Source organism: Cupriavidus sp. GW821-FHT07C08 (assembly GCF_059419025.1).
In genome coordinates, this window is sequence record NZ_JBWKQZ010000004.1 from 301,805 (window position 1) to 316,890 (window position 15,086).

14 protein-coding genes are annotated in these 15,086 nt (G+C 66.1%); 9 read left to right on the top strand and 5 right to left on the bottom strand.

Going from position 1 to position 15,086, the window contains the following annotated elements; all coding sequences use genetic code 11:
• Positions 1–10: 10 nt before the first annotated feature.
• From AC07UK_RS08260 to AC07UK_RS08270, 3 genes are read right to left on the bottom strand one after another with little or no spacing between them, the layout of a single operon-like run.
• Positions 11–2,161 carry an 8-amino-7-oxononanoate synthase gene (locus tag AC07UK_RS08260; RefSeq protein ID WP_494685626.1) on the bottom strand — a complete coding sequence of 717 codons (2,151 nt, stop codon included), beginning with the start codon at positions 2,159–2,161 and terminating at the stop codon, positions 11–13.
• Positions 2,162–2,183: 22 nt separating this feature from the next.
• A complete protein-coding gene (locus AC07UK_RS08265) occupies positions 2,184–3,542 on the bottom strand; it encodes a hypothetical protein (protein ID WP_436223139.1) in 1,359 nt (452 codons plus the stop codon).
• Between the two features lie 17 nt (positions 3,543–3,559).
• Positions 3,560–4,498: a hypothetical protein gene (locus AC07UK_RS08270; RefSeq protein ID WP_436223138.1), complete on the bottom strand. Its 939-nt coding sequence runs from the start codon at positions 4,496–4,498 to the stop codon at positions 3,560–3,562.
• 479 nt (positions 4,499–4,977) lie between these two features.
• On the opposite strand from AC07UK_RS08270, the gene AC07UK_RS08275 reads away from it, so the two are divergent.
• Both AC07UK_RS08275 and AC07UK_RS08280 read left to right on the top strand, forming a co-directional pair.
• Positions 4,978–5,916 (top strand): amino acid ABC transporter substrate-binding protein, encoded by a 939-nt coding sequence (locus AC07UK_RS08275; protein ID WP_436223137.1) that lies wholly within the window; start codon positions 4,978–4,980, stop codon positions 5,914–5,916.
• A gap of 187 nt (positions 5,917–6,103) precedes the next feature.
• Positions 6,104–6,415 carry a hypothetical protein gene (locus AC07UK_RS08280; protein ID WP_013953271.1) on the top strand — a complete coding sequence of 104 codons (312 nt, stop codon included), beginning with the start codon at positions 6,104–6,106 and terminating at the stop codon, positions 6,413–6,415.
• 69 nt (positions 6,416–6,484) lie between these two features.
• On the opposite strand, the gene AC07UK_RS08285 is transcribed toward AC07UK_RS08280, so the two are convergent.
• Positions 6,485–7,378 carry a hypothetical protein gene (locus tag AC07UK_RS08285; RefSeq protein ID WP_436223136.1) on the bottom strand — a complete coding sequence of 298 codons (894 nt, stop codon included), beginning with the start codon at positions 7,376–7,378 and terminating at the stop codon, positions 6,485–6,487.
• Between the two features lie 221 nt (positions 7,379–7,599).
• Here AC07UK_RS08285 and AC07UK_RS08290 point away from each other — a divergent pair, with 221 nt between their 5' ends.
• The 6 genes from AC07UK_RS08290 to AC07UK_RS08315 all read left to right on the top strand — a co-directional run bounded on the left by AC07UK_RS08290 (position 7,600) and on the right by AC07UK_RS08315 (position 13,722).
• On the top strand, positions 7,600–8,166 hold the full coding sequence (locus AC07UK_RS08290; protein ID WP_436223135.1) for an HdeD family acid-resistance protein: 567 nt from the start codon (positions 7,600–7,602) through the stop codon (positions 8,164–8,166).
• Positions 8,167–8,444: 278 nt separating this feature from the next.
• Positions 8,445–10,184 (top strand): glycosyltransferase family 39 protein, encoded by a 1,740-nt coding sequence (locus AC07UK_RS08295; RefSeq protein WP_494685627.1) that lies wholly within the window; start codon positions 8,445–8,447, stop codon positions 10,182–10,184.
• A gap of 36 nt (positions 10,185–10,220) precedes the next feature.
• Positions 10,221–10,592 carry a DMT family transporter gene (locus AC07UK_RS08300; protein WP_436223133.1) on the top strand — a complete coding sequence of 124 codons (372 nt, stop codon included), beginning with the start codon at positions 10,221–10,223 and terminating at the stop codon, positions 10,590–10,592.
• 51 nt (positions 10,593–10,643) lie between these two features.
• Positions 10,644–11,816: a DegT/DnrJ/EryC1/StrS family aminotransferase gene (locus tag AC07UK_RS08305; RefSeq protein ID WP_436223132.1), complete on the top strand. Its 1,173-nt coding sequence runs from the start codon at positions 10,644–10,646 to the stop codon at positions 11,814–11,816.
• Positions 11,795–12,787 (top strand): glycosyltransferase, encoded by a 993-nt coding sequence (locus tag AC07UK_RS08310; protein ID WP_436223131.1) that lies wholly within the window; start codon positions 11,795–11,797, stop codon positions 12,785–12,787. The genes AC07UK_RS08305 and AC07UK_RS08310 overlap by 22 nt, the downstream gene beginning before the upstream one ends.
• Positions 12,787–13,722 carry a formyltransferase gene (locus AC07UK_RS08315; RefSeq protein WP_494685639.1) on the top strand — a complete coding sequence of 312 codons (936 nt, stop codon included), beginning with the start codon at positions 12,787–12,789 and terminating at the stop codon, positions 13,720–13,722. The genes AC07UK_RS08310 and AC07UK_RS08315 overlap by 1 nt, the downstream gene beginning before the upstream one ends.
• 13 nt (positions 13,723–13,735) lie before the next feature.
• Here AC07UK_RS08315 and AC07UK_RS08320 read toward each other — a convergent pair whose 3' ends face one another.
• A complete protein-coding gene (locus AC07UK_RS08320; RefSeq protein ID WP_494685640.1) occupies positions 13,736–14,785 on the bottom strand; it encodes an RNA-guided endonuclease InsQ/TnpB family protein in 1,050 nt (349 codons plus the stop codon).
• A gap of 89 nt (positions 14,786–14,874) precedes the next feature.
• Between AC07UK_RS08320 and AC07UK_RS08325 the strand changes: the two genes are divergently transcribed.
• The coding region (locus tag AC07UK_RS08325) for an NAD-dependent epimerase/dehydratase family protein (protein WP_494685628.1) at positions 14,875–15,086 on the top strand (212 nt) is incomplete at its 3' end.

The window sequence follows — 15,086 nt, forward strand, 5'->3', positions numbered from 1 at the left end:
CCGCGGCCCCTCACGCCACCCGCTTCCCTTTGTACTCGTGCAACCGGCGCAGCAGATGCATGCCCGGCACCTGCACGTCCACCGGCTCAGCACCCACGTCGACGCCCGTCACCGCGCGATACGAGTGGATATACGCCTGGATCTCAGGCCGGAAGAATGCGGCCCAGTTGGCAGCATTCGCGGGATCGTGGATCGAGTTCCAGTCGCTCCAGCGGATCGACGCCACGATCTGCTCGCCCATGGTGGCGAGCTGCCAGAACTGGTAGGGATTGGTGTCGCCCCAGCCCTGCAGCTTGCGCATGCTTTCCACCGAATGCATCCACGGCTCAGGGTACGCGATCATCGAGCGCCGCGGCAGGAACTCGCGGAACTCGGGCCGCGCCAGCATCCATTGCTGCATCATCATTTCCACGCGTGAAGTGGTGGGCAGATCGCGGAACTGGTTGTGCGCGCCTTCCGAAAGAATCAGGTGGACTTCGCGCAGCGCGTTGAGCAGCGGGAACCCGTCCGGCACCACCGTGGTGTCGTCGGCCTGGCGGAAGAACGGCACGCACAGATTGAGCAGCGTATGGAACGCGGCGAGGAACTTGCTGCGCGTGTCGGCCGCTTGCATGCGCGGCACCGCCTTGCCGATCAGCTGGAACCCGTATTCGTGCAGATACTCCGCGGCGCGGCGCTCGATCGGCAGCCGGTGCTGCTCGTCCTGGACCCAGCCCCAGATCATGTTGTTGAGTGGCCGCAGCGGATCCATCTCGAGTGCGCCAAGCGGATCGTTCGGGCCCGACGCTACGTTCTGGAAGCGGCGCGAGATGGCGTTCATCGTCTGCACGAGCTGGAGCTCTTCCATCCAGTAACTCCAGATCAGTTCGACGAGGGGCGGCTGCGCGAGCTTGGCCGAGACATTGCGGTTCCAGAATTGCAGCCAGAGACAACCCTCGCCACACATGTCCCGCTTCTCGCCGGCGAGCGTGATTTCATCGTCGACCATGTTCTCGATCATGCCCGCGGCATCGGTACCGCCCATGGCCAACGCCACACGCTGCAGGTAGGGAATGGCCGGCGGAATGTTGTTTTCCTCGCCGAAATACTTGAGGGCCAGTGCCTTGATATCGGGCTCGGTGAGGTTCAGCCCCAACCGTTCATTCGCGAGGTCGCGAACAGCCGGATCGGCAATCAGCAGGTCTACCATCGTCTGCAGCTCCGAGGCCGGCGGTACCACAGCGCCCCAGGTCACGACGAATGCTTCGGTCGCGACCTTGAGGGCGCGATAGGCATCAGTGTCCGTGAATGGCAGAAAGCGGCGGTGACTGAGTTCGACGGCCTTTTTGTACAGCGGTGCGTTAGTGCCGACGTCCCTGCCGACATCCACCGATTTGGCGAACGATTTCGGGAAGAACAGGCGGTCCATCTGTTCGATGTAGTTGTCCCACCCGAGCGTCACCGAATTGAGTTTGATCAGCATCCACAAGCCGACGTCACCGGTCAATGCGCGGGTGGTGCGCTGGAGCGTGACGGGCCTGGGATGACCGTCGTGTTCCCGCGACATCGGGCCGGAGCGCTCGGTGATGGGGTCGGGGAGCGGGAGATAGCGGTGCGTCTTAGGTGTTACCGCCGGCAGATTGGCTGAGGCGGCGGCTTCGGCAGGCATCGCGATCGGCGTGGCATGCAGAGCAGTGGCCGTAGCGATGATCGTCGGATCCGGTGTGGGCGCCGGCGCCACGACGGCGGGTGCCGCAACCGTCTCCGGTTGATCTGCGGCCAATGTCGCGTAGATCATCACTCCGTTGTCATGATCTAGCGTCGCGCTCAGAATCGTATACGGCATCGCGTGCGATTCAAAGTCCGATAAGGTGAACATGCTCTGGAGCTTGTGCCTGAATTCGACTATTTGCTTGTCGATGTCCGGCCCGTTTGGACCTCTCTCAACCCCTTGCCCTTTAAGCCAAATCTTCAATTCGACACGGTACGCGGGATCGTAGTCCACGCTACTTTCGTTGGGGAAACTCAGGAAATCGGGCATGGAATCAGCGATGTACTGACAGTCTCGGACGACCACCCATGCGTGCTTGAGCACGCTGCGGGGGTTCGGTAGCTCGTGCTTCCCTTTTCCAATCGCCGCACGCGGGCGAAGCTGGACCGGCAGATAGATCTCGCTCATCATCGTTCTCCTTGATCATCGAGCTTCACGCATACGCCGCAAACGGCAACTCATGACTCTGGCGCGGCGCTGGCACCGGCCGCCGCTGATTCAGCACTACGCTCAGTTGCGGGTCTCCCGCGCGCCACGGCAGATACCCCGCCAGTGCCCAGCGCTGCAGCAGTTCCGAAATCACGCCCAGTTCCTGATTGGCGGGCAGCAGCCCACTGAAGCGCGCCTGCCCGAGTACCGCGAACGCGAGCGTGGGGGTATCGGCCAGGTACTGCTGCGGCCTGGACCTGACCATGTGCCAGCGTTGCAGCAGCAGGCGCGGATGGCGGTCGGGCAAACGCAAGGCTTCGCCAAGCATGCGTCCCTGCAACGACGGCGGGCGGATTGACAGCAGCGCCGACACGAAAGCGGGGATGGCCGCGCCTAGCGTCTCGAACGACTTTCGCTGGCTGGCCGACATTTGCGAGGGCGGATACAGTCGCTCCCACAGCTGCGCCAGTTCGTCCCACTGCGGATGGGGATAGAGCGCGTTGCCCATGGCGATCGACAGCTTGACGCGGATCCACGGCGCCGGGTGGGGATCGTCGAGGTTGATGCGCAGGACGAACGCGCGCGGCAGGCTCACCACGCTCATCAGCCCGCAGGTGGCCGCGATGCCAACGCGCGACACCGCCCACAGATCCGCGACAATCTCGCTGATCCAGCGCTCCCAGACCCGCCAGATCGAATGTGCCGGCCCGCGCCCGAAGCTGGCCGCCGACGCGCGCCGGTAGCTGTTCACGAGATCGAGCAACGCCGCTGCCTGGTGCCCGACCTCATGAAACAGCGACGCGGCCACGCCGGTGCCGACCATGCGTTCGCGCGGCATGCGAATCACCGCGACCGGATTGGCGCCACCGCCCGGCAGGCGCGTGCGTGCGCGCCGGATGGCACCGCCATGCCCGCGCTCCACGTAGCAGATGACCGGTGGCGGCGCCATCGACAGGCCCGGCTGCCTGAGCCCGTCCTGCGCTGCCACGTCGAGCCCCGACAGCCAGATGCCCGTGCCATGCTGGCTGCGCTGCGTCAGCACTTCCGCAAAGATCTCGAAGTGCGTCAGTGCCGCATGGAAATAGAGCTTGAGCAAGGCGTAGCGTTGCTGCGCACGGGCCACGTCGACGGGCACCGGCCGCGCGTGCCGCAGATCGCGCAGGAACCGCGCGATGCGGATGCGCAACTGCCTGCGCGCGGCCTGCATATGTCGCTCGATGGCCCCCATCGCTTCGTCGCTGACATTGGCGGCGGGCACCATCGGCATCTGCAGCGCATAGGGCAGCTGGGCATCGAGCCGGGCACGTATGCCCAGCACCTCCTGCTCGAGCAGGCGCAGCGCGTGTGTGCATGCGTTGGTCACGGCGGGTCTCCGCGCGCTCAGTACGCCGGCCGCGGCGACGCGAGATACAGAATGATGGCGCGGCCATTGCGCGAGCGGCGCCAGGTGCCGCGGGCGGGGATCGCATGCACATGGCCCGTCGGGCGGGTGCCGCAGGTGGGGCAGGTCGCAGTCGCGCCGGCAATGCCCGTAACGCCGGGAGCGCCGGTCGCGCCGTTGACAGCGGGGACGCCGCCGAACGTCTGGGGCGCGGGCACAGTTTCCGTTGCCCCGCCGAAGATCGGCATGGGCAATTGGCGTGCGGAAGCCACACCGTTCTGCGAGATGGCACGCATCGCTGGCAGCAGGCCCGGCGCCACCTGCCGCGCACCGCGCAGGAACGCAATGCGCGCCGCGCGTGCGGGCGGCATATTGCGCGGCATCGACATGAGGTGGTTGGTCGCATGCTGGCCGATCCTGACCAGCCGGCGCGCGACTTCGAATTCGCGGTCTTCGTTACTGAGTCCCTCGAGCTCTAGCCCGAGCGCACTGCCGGCCATGCCCGCGAGCTTGCCGCCGATCAACCCACCCGCCCCTGGAACCACCAGATTGCCGAGCGCCGATCCGACGATCGGCAGTGCCGACTTGGCTGCGGAACGCAGAATGCCGCCGAGCGCCTTGCCGGCCGCCGACCGGGCGAATCCCGTGGCCGCACGGCCTACAGACCTGACCAGGCCGCCAAGGAACTGTTCGAGCTCCTGCTCGCTGTTCACCGCCAGCAGCTCCGCGGCGAGCTCGAGCTCGTGCATCTCGCCCGAGACTTCCTGCTCGAACTCGTTCTCGAACTCATGCTCGGCCTGTTCGAACTCGTTCTCGAACTCGTTGGCGAATTCGTTCTCCTGCTCGAATTCACCCGACATTTCCGTGGCGAGTTCGTGTTCGAACTCGTTGTAGCCAGCGCTCCAACCGCCAGGCCTCGAGCTTCCGATATCGTGCATTTGCGGCTCCTTTCCGTTGAGGTAGGCGAGAGAGAACCTCGCGAACCAGCTAACGCAGGAGCCGTGCCATCGCGACACAAGACGATAGGCCGCTGTTTTATCGGGGAATTTTGCCGATGGGCGGACGACGGGAGCGCGAAGATTGCTTCGCTTTCAAGGGCTATCGCCAGACTGGACGCGAAGCAGGCTTCGCCGATGGCATCCAGTACCGCGGCGAAAACAGCATTTCCTGCCGCTGCAGCCTGCACAGCTGCGCCAGTGTCTGCCGTAGCACAACTCGCGCAGCATCGCGGCTAGATTTCAGCGCCACCATCTCAATGGCGTGCCCGAACCAGACGTATGGCCCCCACTCGGACCTCGGGGGAAAAAGGCTTTCGGGGCAGGAATTTGCTTATGACAACAATGTCCTTCGCCGGCCCCAGACCAGGGTATACCCTTGCGTCTTTGCCGCATTGCCGGCTGCTTTCCGGTTTCCCCGCATGCCTGCCTTCACCCTGCCCGCCCTGTCCGCCCGACTCTTCCGCGCCCGCCGCTCGCTGGCGGCTGTCGCCCTCGCCGCCATATCCGCTGCCGCGCTGGCGCCGGCGCTGGCCCACGCCCAGAGCCCTGTGCTCGACAAGATCCGCGAATCCGGCACCATCGTGCTCGGTTACCGCGAGTCGGCACTGCCATTCTCATTTGCCGACGACAAGGGCCAGCCTGCCGGCTATGCGGTCGACCTGTGCCTGCGCGCGGCCGAAGCGGCGCGCCAGCAACTGGGCCTGAAAGACCTGAAAGTGCGCTGGATGCCGCTCACGCCGCAGAACCGCATTCCCGCCGTGGTCAACGGGCTGGTGGACCTGGACTGCGCCCCCAACACCAATTCGCTCGAGCGCCAGAAGCAGGTTGCGTTCAGCGTCTCGCACTACGTGTCGACCGTGCGCATGCTGGTGCGCGCCGACTCGGGCATCCGCTCGTTCGGCGACCTGCGCGGCAAGACCGTGGTCACCAGCGCCGGGTCGACCGGCGACCGCCACGTGCGCCGCATGAAGGCCCAGTACGGCTACCACGACGTCTACGCCAAGGACCACGGCGAATCGTTCCTGCTGCTCGAATCCGGCCGTGCCCAGGCCTTCGTCATGGACGACGTGCTGCTGGCCGGCCTGCGCGCGCGCGCCAAGGACCCGTCGCAGTACGTGATCGTAGGCCCGGCGCTGTCGGTGGAACAGAATGCGCTGATGCTGTCCAAGGCCGATCCGGAATGGAAGCGCCTGGTCGACCAGGCGCTGGCCAACACCTTTGCCGGCCCTGAGGTCACGGCGCTGCAGAAGCGCTGGTTCCAGCAGCCCATCGGCAGCCGCGGCATCAACCTGGCGCTGGCGCCGTCCGGCGAGGTGCGTGCGGCCTGGAAGCACCCGTCGGACGCGGTCACGGAGTAAGCCGGCAAGCGGCCCCAACCTCAATCGGCCTGGGGCCGCAATTCAGGGTTTCCATGAGGTCGTGGCGCCTGGGCAAGCCCCAAGTTGACAGCGATCAACGATGTTGGCGACACTGGGCCAAGCCGTCCCGTGCAAGGGACAGGCCACATACACGACCGCCCGACGGCGGCATTTTTCAGGAGAAACCATGAACAAGTTCGTCGCGACCGCGATCGCACTCTGCCTTGGCGCCGCTTCGCTGGCCGTGCAGGCACAGACCGGCGGCAAGAAGCAGTTCGATCCGTATTCCCAGGGCGCCAAGTCGGGTGAGAAGTTCGACCCGTACACCCAGGGGGCCAAGGCCGGCGACAAGTTCGACCCGTACACCCAGGGCGCGAACAAGAGCACCCGCAGCGAGCTGACCGACGCTTCCGCGCCGGCCGCCGAGCAAAAGCCGGCCAAGAAGTCCACCAAGAAGAAGAGCAAGAAGAAGGCCGCTTCGGCGCCGGCCGCCAGCTGAGCCGCAAGCGCCTGACGCAAAAAAACCCGCCTTGGCGGGTTTTTTTGCGTCCTGCCCAGGCGCGCAAGCCTATGGCGCTTGCGTGTCGCTCTCCAGCGCGGTGACATCGATGCGCTGCACCTTGTCATCCTGGCGCACTTCCGTGCGCAGCACGAAGGCGTCGGCCGGGCAGTACCATTCGGTGACGTGCATCACGGTCGGCTCGACCTGCACGACTTCTTCGCCAACCAGCACCGGCCCCAGCGAGGTGCGCTTCTCGTAGGTGACCGGCAGGCATTCCTTGCGTCCCAGGACGGTATTGATCATCTGCCGCTTGCCGACGTGCCGCGAGCCGATATGGATCGACGCATGCTGCGCCCGCATGGTGCTGACCGCTTCATCCGATCCCAGCGGGTAGACCTTCAGCGAGACGCTCGATTCAAAGGTCTCGCCCTCCAGCGTGGCGCCCTCGCGCAGGTCCAGGCCGGCGTAGTTGAACACGCCCATGCCGCGGAAGGCCGCCTCGCCGTACATGCGCGCGTAGCGGGCGCGGGCATTGATGACGGCATGCTGGCTTTCAATGCTGGTCTGGCCGCCGGGCGAACGGCGGTCGATCACCACTTCATGCACCTGGGTGGTAATCACCGGCGGCCCCATCAGCGCCGACAGGGCAGTCTTGGAATTGATCTCCAGTTGGGCGCGGCAGCCGGTCTGACTACGCACCACGTCGCGCAGGGTCATGCCGACCGACATTGGCATCACGCCGTCGCCTTCCATCTGCACGTGCGAGCCCGAGCGGAACCATGGGGCACTGCACAGCACGGCCGCCGCCGATGCCTGCGCCTGGGTTGCCGCGGCCTGCGCCACGGCCGGGCCGGCGCCCGGCAGCGCCGCCGCACCCTGTGCGCCGGCGTCCTGCGCCAGGGCCATGGCCGCGCCCGCCACCAGGCCTGCCAGCCAGTCTTGCTGCGCCTTTGTCTTCACATGAATCCCCGTCTAGAATGTCCAGGCGCCCCCGACCCAGCGCCCGGCTTGCCAGGCGGTCGCCTGGACACCGAAATTATCGCGTTTTGTTGCGTGTGTAACTCGGATTTTTCGCGCAGCATGGCCTGCAAGGCCAGACGCCATATCGTCAGGCCGTCAGTAATTTCCGTGCCGCCGGGTTTTCTCGATGCCGGCCCATTCCGGGCCCAGTGGGAGATTCCATGCTTCAGTACTACGCGAAACTCTGGTGGGTGGTTGCCTTGCGCGGCCTGTTTGCCGTGATCTTCGGCTTTTTTGCCTTTTTTGCGCCGATCGCGACGCTCGCGGCACTGGTCATTGTCTTCGGCGCCTACGCCGCGGCGGATGGCCTGATGGCGCTGCTGATGGCGATCTCCGGCAAGGAGCGCGAGACCAGCGACCGCTGGATCCTGGCACTGCAGGGCCTGCTTGGGCTGGGCGTGGGCGCGCTGACCTGGTTCAGCCCAGCCATCACCGCGCTGTCGCTGCTGCTCTATATCGCCGCCTGGACGCTCGCCACCGGCGTGCTGCAGATCGTGGCGGCGATCAAGCTGCGCAAGGAGATCCCGAACGAGTGGTGGCTGATCCTGGCCGGGCTGGTCAGCATCGCCTTCGCCTTCCTGGTCCTGTGGCGGCCGGTGGCCGGCGCGCTGGCGGTACTGTGGCTGATCGGTTCCTGGGCCATCGTTTGCGGCATCCTGCTGATCGGCGTGGGCCTGCGCCTGCGTCGCGCCCGCCAGACGGCGCCTGGCGTGCAGCATCCGGCCTGAACAGCACTTTCCTTTCCCTGGCGGCGGCAATCCCGCCGCCCCCTGCAGGCCCGTCCCCGGCACGGCCGGGGCAACCTGCCCGCCGTGCTACCATTGCCGGCCTCGCGTGCGCCGAGGCGGTAGTGGCGCCCCGGGCACATGCCAGCCTGCCGGCCGCGGGCGACTTGCCTGCCTGGTGTCCACCAACAGGCAAGGCCAAGCGTTGTGATGGCTTCCCCTCACCGCGCGCCCACGCAGGACCATCGATCATCGATCCGTCGCGCTTTTCCAGGAGATCTATGCGTAGTTCATCGACCTCGCGGGCTGCCGCGCTGTCCGTTGGAGCCGCCACCGCCGGTGCGGTCGCACTGGCCAGCCTGTTTATCCTGCTGGTCTGGTTCGGCACCCTCGACATGCGCCACCTGCTGCGCTCCGATGAAGGCCGCTACGCCGAGATTGCCCGCGAGATGTTCGCCACCGGCGACTGGGTGACGATCCGCTACCACGAACTCAAGTATTTCGAGAAGCCGCCCTTCCACCTGTGGGTGACCACGCTGGCCTACACGCTGTTTGGCGTGGGCGACTGGCAGGCGCGGCTGTGCGTGGCGCTGTCCGGCATCGTGGGGCTGGGCGTGTCGATGCTGGCCGCGGCACGCTGGTACGGCCAGCGCGTGGCGGTACTGACGGGGCTGGTGCTGGTTTCCGCGCCGATGTGGAATATCGCCGGCCACTTCAACTCGCTGGACATGACGCTGGCCGGCGCCATGGCGTGCGTGCTGGCCTTCATGCTGCTGGCGCAGCACCCGGATGCCACCCGCGCCGAACGCCGCAACTGGATGCTCGCCTGTTGGGCGGCAATGGGCGTGGCGGTGCTGGTCAAGGGGCTGGTCGGGCTGGCGCTGCCGGGGCTGGTGCTGGTGGTCTACACGCTGGTGACGCGCGACTTCGGCCTGTGGCGCCGCCTGCATCTGCCGGGCGGCATCATCGCGCTGCTGGTGGTGACGGTGCCGTGGTTCTGGCTGGTGTCGGAGCGCAATCCGGAATTCCTGCGCTTCTTCTTTATCCACGAGCACTGGCAACGCTATACCTCGAACGTGCACCAGCGCGAAGGCGCGATCTGGTACTTCGTGCCGCTGCTGCTGGCCGGTTTCCTGCCCTGGCTGGGCCTGTTTGCGCAAATGTGGAGGGCCGTGCGCGAGCGCGCCGGGGTCGAACGCGGCACCTCGCCGCGGCCATTCCAGCCCGCCTTGCTGGCAGCGCTGTGGGCCGTGGCGATCTTTGTCTTCTTCAGCCTGTCTGGCTCCAAGCTGCCCGGCTATATCGTGCCGATTTTCCCGGCGCTGGCGCTGCTGGCCGGCGTGGCACTGGACACGGTGACGGAACGCACCTGGCGCTGGCAGGTCAATGCCATGATCGCACTGGGCGTGGTCGGGCTGCTGGCGAGCCCGTTCGTCGGCATGATGGACAAGCCCGGCACGCCCAATGTGGTCTATCGTGAATTCGCCATGTGGATCGGCATCGCCTTCGCGGTGCTGCTGGCCGGCGCGCTGCTGGCGCGCCGGCTGCTGCGCACGCGCGGGGTGTTTCCCAGTGTGGTGGCCTATGCGCTGGCAATGTTCCTCTGCTCCACGGTGGCGCTGCGCGGTCACGAAGCCATGGGCCGGCCCAGTTCCGGCGTGGACCTGGTGCCCGCCATCAATGCCGTGCTGACGCCGGACATGCCGCTGTACAGCGTGGGCATGCTGGACCACACGCTGCCGTTCTACCTGCGCCGCACCACCATCATGGTGGAGCATCCGGACGAGCTGGAATTCGGCGTCGGCCAGGAACCGCAGAAGTGGATCCCGACCATCGATGGCTTTATCGCCCGCTGGCAGGACGGCAAGCGCGCGGTAGCGATCATGTCGCCCGCGACCTACGATGCACTGGCTGCGCGCGGCGTGCCGCTGCACCGGATCGCCGGTGACCGCCGCCGGGTGGCGGTCGCCAATTTCGCGCTGCCGGGCAACGGCCCGAAGACGCAACCCCCAGGACAGTAACCTGCAACTCCTGCAACCCCTGCACTACGCAGCGCCATGACGCTTACCACCTTCGCTTTCATCCTGACCGGCGTGCTGCTCAATGCAGCAGCGCAACTGTTGCTCAAGGCCGGCGTCAATGCCATCGGCGCCATCACGCTGGACCGCGGCACGCTGCTGGTCACCGCGCTGCGCGTGCTGACCCAATGGCCGGTGCTGGCCGGGCTGACGCTGTACGTGGTCAGCGTGGGGGTATGGATCGTGGGGCTGTCACGCGTGGACGTGTCGATCGCCTACCCGATGCTGTCGCTCGGCTATGTGGTCAACGCGCTGGCCGCCTGGTGGCTGTTCGGGGAGATGATCGGCCCCTTGCGCGTGGCCGGCATCCTGCTGATACTGGCGGGCGTCTTCCTGATCGCCCGCTCATGACGCGCCTGCGCGCCGCCAGGTCCGACACCGACCGTTCTCCTTCGCCCTGCCATGACCGCATCTGCCCCTGAATTCCTGCCTTTTGTCCGGCCTGACATCGACGCCGCCACCATTGCCGAAGTCGGCAAGGTGCTGGCCTCGGGCTGGATCACCTCCGGCCCGAAGATGCAGGCCTTCGAGGCCGCGCTGTCGGACCTGTTCGGCGGACGCCCGGTGCGCACCTTCGCCAACGGCTCGGCAACGATGGAAATCGCGCTGCGCATTGCCGATATCGGGCCGGGCGATGAGGTCATCACCACGCCAATCACCTGGGTCGCCACTGCCAACGTGGTGCTGGCCGTGGGCGCGCGGCCGGTGTTCGTCGACATCGACCCGCGCACGCGCAATCTCGACCTGGATGCCGTCGAGGCCGCGATCACGCCGCGCACGCGCGCCATCATGCCGGTGTACCTGTCGGGCCTGCCGGTGGACATGGACCGCCTGTACGCCATTGCCAGCAAGCACGGGCTGCGCGTGATCGAAGATGCCGCGCAGGCAATCGACTCGCGCTGGCGCGGCCAGCGCATCGGCGCCTTTGGCGACCTGGTCAGCTTCAGCTTCCAGGCCAACAAGAACATCACCACCATCGAAGGCGGCTGCCTGGTGATGAACACGCCCGAAGAAGCCGTGCGCGCCGAGCGCCTGCGGCTGCAGGGCGTGATCCGCACCGGCATGGATGGCATGGATGTCGAAGAACCCGGCGGCAAGTTCAACCTGACCGACGTCAACGCCGCGGTCGGCCTGGCGCAGCTGGGCAAGCTTGACGCCATCACCGCGCGCCGCGCCGAACTGGCCGCGACGTATTTCCGCTGTGCCGCCGACAGCGGCCTGGAAGCGCTGGGCATCGAGCTGCCGCAAGCGCTGGATGCGCACGCCGCCACCACCAACTGGCACATGTTCCAGGTGGTGCTGCCGACCGAGCGCCTGCAAGGCGGCCCGGCCCAGGCGCGCCAGCAGGTCATGGAGGCCATGCGCGAGCGCGGCATCGGCACCGGCGTGCACTATCCGCCCATTCATCTTTTCACCTACTACCGCTCGCTCGGCTGGCGCGAAGGCATGCTGCCGCATGCCGAACGCATCGGGCGCGGCATCGTCACGCTGCCGCTGTTCCCCGCGATGCAAGCCACCGATGTCGAGCGGGTCTGCGCAATCCTCAGCGAAACATGCAAACGTCTCTCCAAATGAGCCCGGTCGAAGTCTCGGTCGTCATCCCGGTCTACAACGAAGAAGACGGGCTGCAAGCCCTGTTCGACCGCCTCTATCCGGCGCTGGATGGCCTCGGCGAGTCGTACGAGATCATCTTCATCAACGACGGCAGCGTCGACCGCTCGGCGCAGATGCTGGCGGCGCAGTTCCACAAGCGCCCGGATGTGACCCGGGTGGTGCTGTTCGCCGGGAACTTCGGCCAGCATATGGCGATCCTGGCGGGCTTCGAGCACACCCGCGGCAAGATCGTGATCACGCTGGACGCCGACCTGCAGAACCCGCCGGAAGAAATCCCGCGCCTGGTCGAAGCCATGCGCGCCGGCCACGACTACGTCGGCACCATCCGCCGCCAGCGCAACGACACCGCGTTCCGCCGCTATGCCTCGCGCGCGATGAACCGGCTGCGCGAGCGCATCACCAAGATCCGCATGACGGACCAGGGCTGCATGCTGCGCGCCTATGACCGCAATGTGATCGACACGATCAATGCCTGCCGCGAGGTCAACACCTTCATCCCCGCGCTGGCCTACACCTTTGCTTCCAATCCGGTCGAGATCGAAGTCGGTCACGAACAGCGGCATGCGGGCGAATCCAAGTATTCGCTGTACCAGCTGATCCGCCTGAACTTCGACCTCGTAACCGGCTTCTCGATCGTGCCTCTGCAGTGGTTCTCGGCCATCGGCACGATCCTGTCGCTGTGTTCAGGTGTACTGGTGGTGGTGCTGCTGGTGCGGCGCTTCCTGTTCGGTTCGGAAGTCCAGGGTGTGTTCACCCTGTTCGCCATGAACTTCTTCCTGATCGGCATCCTGCTGTTCGGCGTGGGCCTGCTGGGCGAGTACGTCGGCCGCATCTACCAGGAAGTGCGCGACCGCCCGCGCTACCGCATCAAGGCAGTGCTGGAAGCGGACCCGCAGCGTGTCAAGCCGGCTGCCGCAGGCGCGGAGCAATGATGCGCGCCGTCGTCTTTGGCTACCACAATGTCGGCGACCGCTGCCTGCGCGTGCTGCATGCGCGCGGCGTGGAGGTAGCGCTGGTGATTACGCACCGCGACCGCCCCGACGAGAACATCTGGTTCCGCCGGGTGGCCGACACCGCCGCCGAGCTGGGCATCCCCTTCGTCTATGGCGAGGACCCTGCCGATCCCGCCGTCGCCCAGGCTGTGCGCGACGCGCGCCCGGACGTCATCTTCTCGTTCTACTACCGCGCCATGATCCCGGCGGACGTGCTGGCGCTGGCCCCCGGCGGCGCCTTCAACATGCACGGCTCGTTGCTGCCCAAGTACCGCGGCCGCGTGCCGGTGAACTGGGCGGTGTTGCGCGGCGAGACCGAGACCGGCGCCACGCTGCACGCCATGGAAGCCAAGCCTGACGCGGGCTATATCGTCGACCAGACCGCGGTGCCGATCCTGCCGGACGACACTGCCGGCGAAGTCTTCGGGAAAGTCACCGTTGCCGCCGAGCAGACGCTGTGGCGCGCCCTGCCCGCGATGATCGCCGGGCAGACGCCGCAGCACCCCAACCGGCTGGCCGAGGGCAGCTACTTCTCCGGGCGCAAGCCGGAAGACGGCCGCATCGACTGGAGCCGCCCGGCCGCCGAGGTCTACAATCTCGTGCGCGCCGTCGCACCGCCCTATCCCGGCGCGTTCACCGATCTCGCCGGGCTCCGCTTCATTGTGGCGCAGGCGCGCCGGCCGCTGACGGAGCCGGCGCTGCCCGCCGGCACCGTGCCCGGCCTGCATGTGCACGACGGCCAGATCATCGGCCTGTGCGGCGACGGCGGCCTGGTGATGGTCACCCGATTGCTGGCACAAGATGGCTCGGCACTCACGCCGCAGGCCTTCGCCGAACTTATCCATACCGAACAATCCAACGAGGAAAACCGTTGACATCCTCCCCTCCCTAAAGGGAGGAGATTCCCTCTGCAGGCGATCGATGTCCCGATCGGGCAAGGATATTTAGCGCAGCGTTCACATCGCGATCATGTACAGCACCGCATCCACTGCATACCCACTGCCTTATTCCAAGGTCTGCGATACCTTTCGGCCTCTCCGGCGGCATCGTGCCGCACGAAGAGCAGACCTGGGTGGTGAAACGTTCGTCGACTTCCTCGTACCACGCGCCATGCGCAATCGCCTTGTACGCGAGCATTGTGCGGAAGGACGACCAGCCCGCATCGAGGACGGACTTCGCCATGCTGGTCCTGGCGAGGCCGGCGGCGTTCACATTCCCCACCGCGATGTAGTCAAAGTCCCGCACGATGCGATGCGAGAGCTTGTGCAGGAAGTCACGCCTTGCGTTGGTGATGCGGGCGTGAAGGTTCGTCGCCTGTCGCCGCTTGCGCGCACGCTGCGCTTTGGCCAGCGCTTGCTCGAGTCGGCCAAGGTGGCGCGGATTCTCGACCTTCTCGCCGGTGGACAGCGTGGCAATGTCCTTCAAGCCCAGATCGATGCCGACGCCGCGTTCCGGGCAGCGGGCCTGGGTGTCGGCAACTTCAATCACGATGTTCAGGAACCAGTTGCCTCGCGCGTCGCGGGAGAAATTCGTGCCGTCCTTGATCTTGCCCTCGGGAAGAGGGCGGGAGCTGAACACGCGAAACGTGTTGCCGGCAAAGCGGAAGGCGTCGCCCGAGCGCTTGAGATCCCGGCCCTTGAGCGGCACCCAGCCGAGCGACTTGCGGCCGCGATAGCGCAGGTACGGCCGGCGGTGCTGGCTACGCGACTTGGCGTACTGCTCGCAAACCGCATTGACGGTGCCGGAATGGATGCGCAGTTCCTTGCTGCTGCCGGTGGTCAACACGTTCAGATCGAAACCCGTGGGCCACTTCTTGCCCCACTTCAGCGCGTGCTTCTGCATGTCATTGCAGAAGTTCCAGACGTAGTTCACCGCTCGGCTCTGCTGATTGAGCAGGCCGTTCAGCGACTTCACCCGGTAGCGATAGACGAGAAGCATGCCGGTCATTCTAATTCGGGAGTGCTTGCTGCCGGCAGCGCTCCTTTCACTCCCCGCCCTGAAGGGCGAGGTTTCTCGGAGCAAGTCTGATGAAAAAGGTCCTGATTCTTGGCGTCAACGGCTTCATCGGCCACCACCTGACGCGCCGCATCCTGGAAACCACGCCGTGGGAGGTCTACGGCATGGACATGTCGTCGGACCGCCTCGGCGACCTCATCGACCATCCGCGCATGCACTTCTTCGAGGGTGACATCACCATCAACAAGGAGTGGATCGAGTACAACATCCGCAAGTGCGACGT

What these genes read in the sequence shown, in the direction of transcription:
- AC07UK_RS08270 (WP_436223138.1), bottom strand. Translation starts at nt 4,498, where the DNA reads ATGCACGATATCGGAAGCTCGAGGCCTGGCGGTTGGAGCGCTGGCTAC.
- AC07UK_RS08315 (WP_494685639.1), top strand. Translation starts at nt 12,787, where the DNA reads ATGCGCGCCGTCGTCTTTGGCTACCACAATGTCGGCGACCGCTGCCTG.
- AC07UK_RS08300 (WP_436223133.1), top strand. Translation starts at nt 10,221, where the DNA reads ATGACGCTTACCACCTTCGCTTTCATCCTGACCGGCGTGCTGCTCAAT.
- AC07UK_RS08310 (WP_436223131.1), top strand. Translation starts at nt 11,795, where the DNA reads ATGCAAACGTCTCTCCAAATGAGCCCGGTCGAAGTCTCGGTCGTCATC.
- AC07UK_RS08260 (WP_494685626.1), bottom strand. Translation starts at nt 2,161, where the DNA reads ATGATGAGCGAGATCTATCTGCCGGTCCAGCTTCGCCCGCGTGCGGCG.
- AC07UK_RS08295 (WP_494685627.1), top strand. Translation starts at nt 8,445, where the DNA reads ATGCGTAGTTCATCGACCTCGCGGGCTGCCGCGCTGTCCGTTGGAGCC.
- AC07UK_RS08305 (WP_436223132.1), top strand. Translation starts at nt 10,644, where the DNA reads ATGACCGCATCTGCCCCTGAATTCCTGCCTTTTGTCCGGCCTGACATC.
- AC07UK_RS08280 (WP_013953271.1), top strand. Translation starts at nt 6,104, where the DNA reads ATGAACAAGTTCGTCGCGACCGCGATCGCACTCTGCCTTGGCGCCGCT.
- AC07UK_RS08290 (WP_436223135.1), top strand. Translation starts at nt 7,600, where the DNA reads ATGCTTCAGTACTACGCGAAACTCTGGTGGGTGGTTGCCTTGCGCGGC.
- AC07UK_RS08320 (WP_494685640.1), bottom strand. Translation starts at nt 14,785, where the DNA reads ATGCTTCTCGTCTATCGCTACCGGGTGAAGTCGCTGAACGGCCTGCTC.
- AC07UK_RS08275 (WP_436223137.1), top strand. Translation starts at nt 4,978, where the DNA reads ATGCCTGCCTTCACCCTGCCCGCCCTGTCCGCCCGACTCTTCCGCGCC.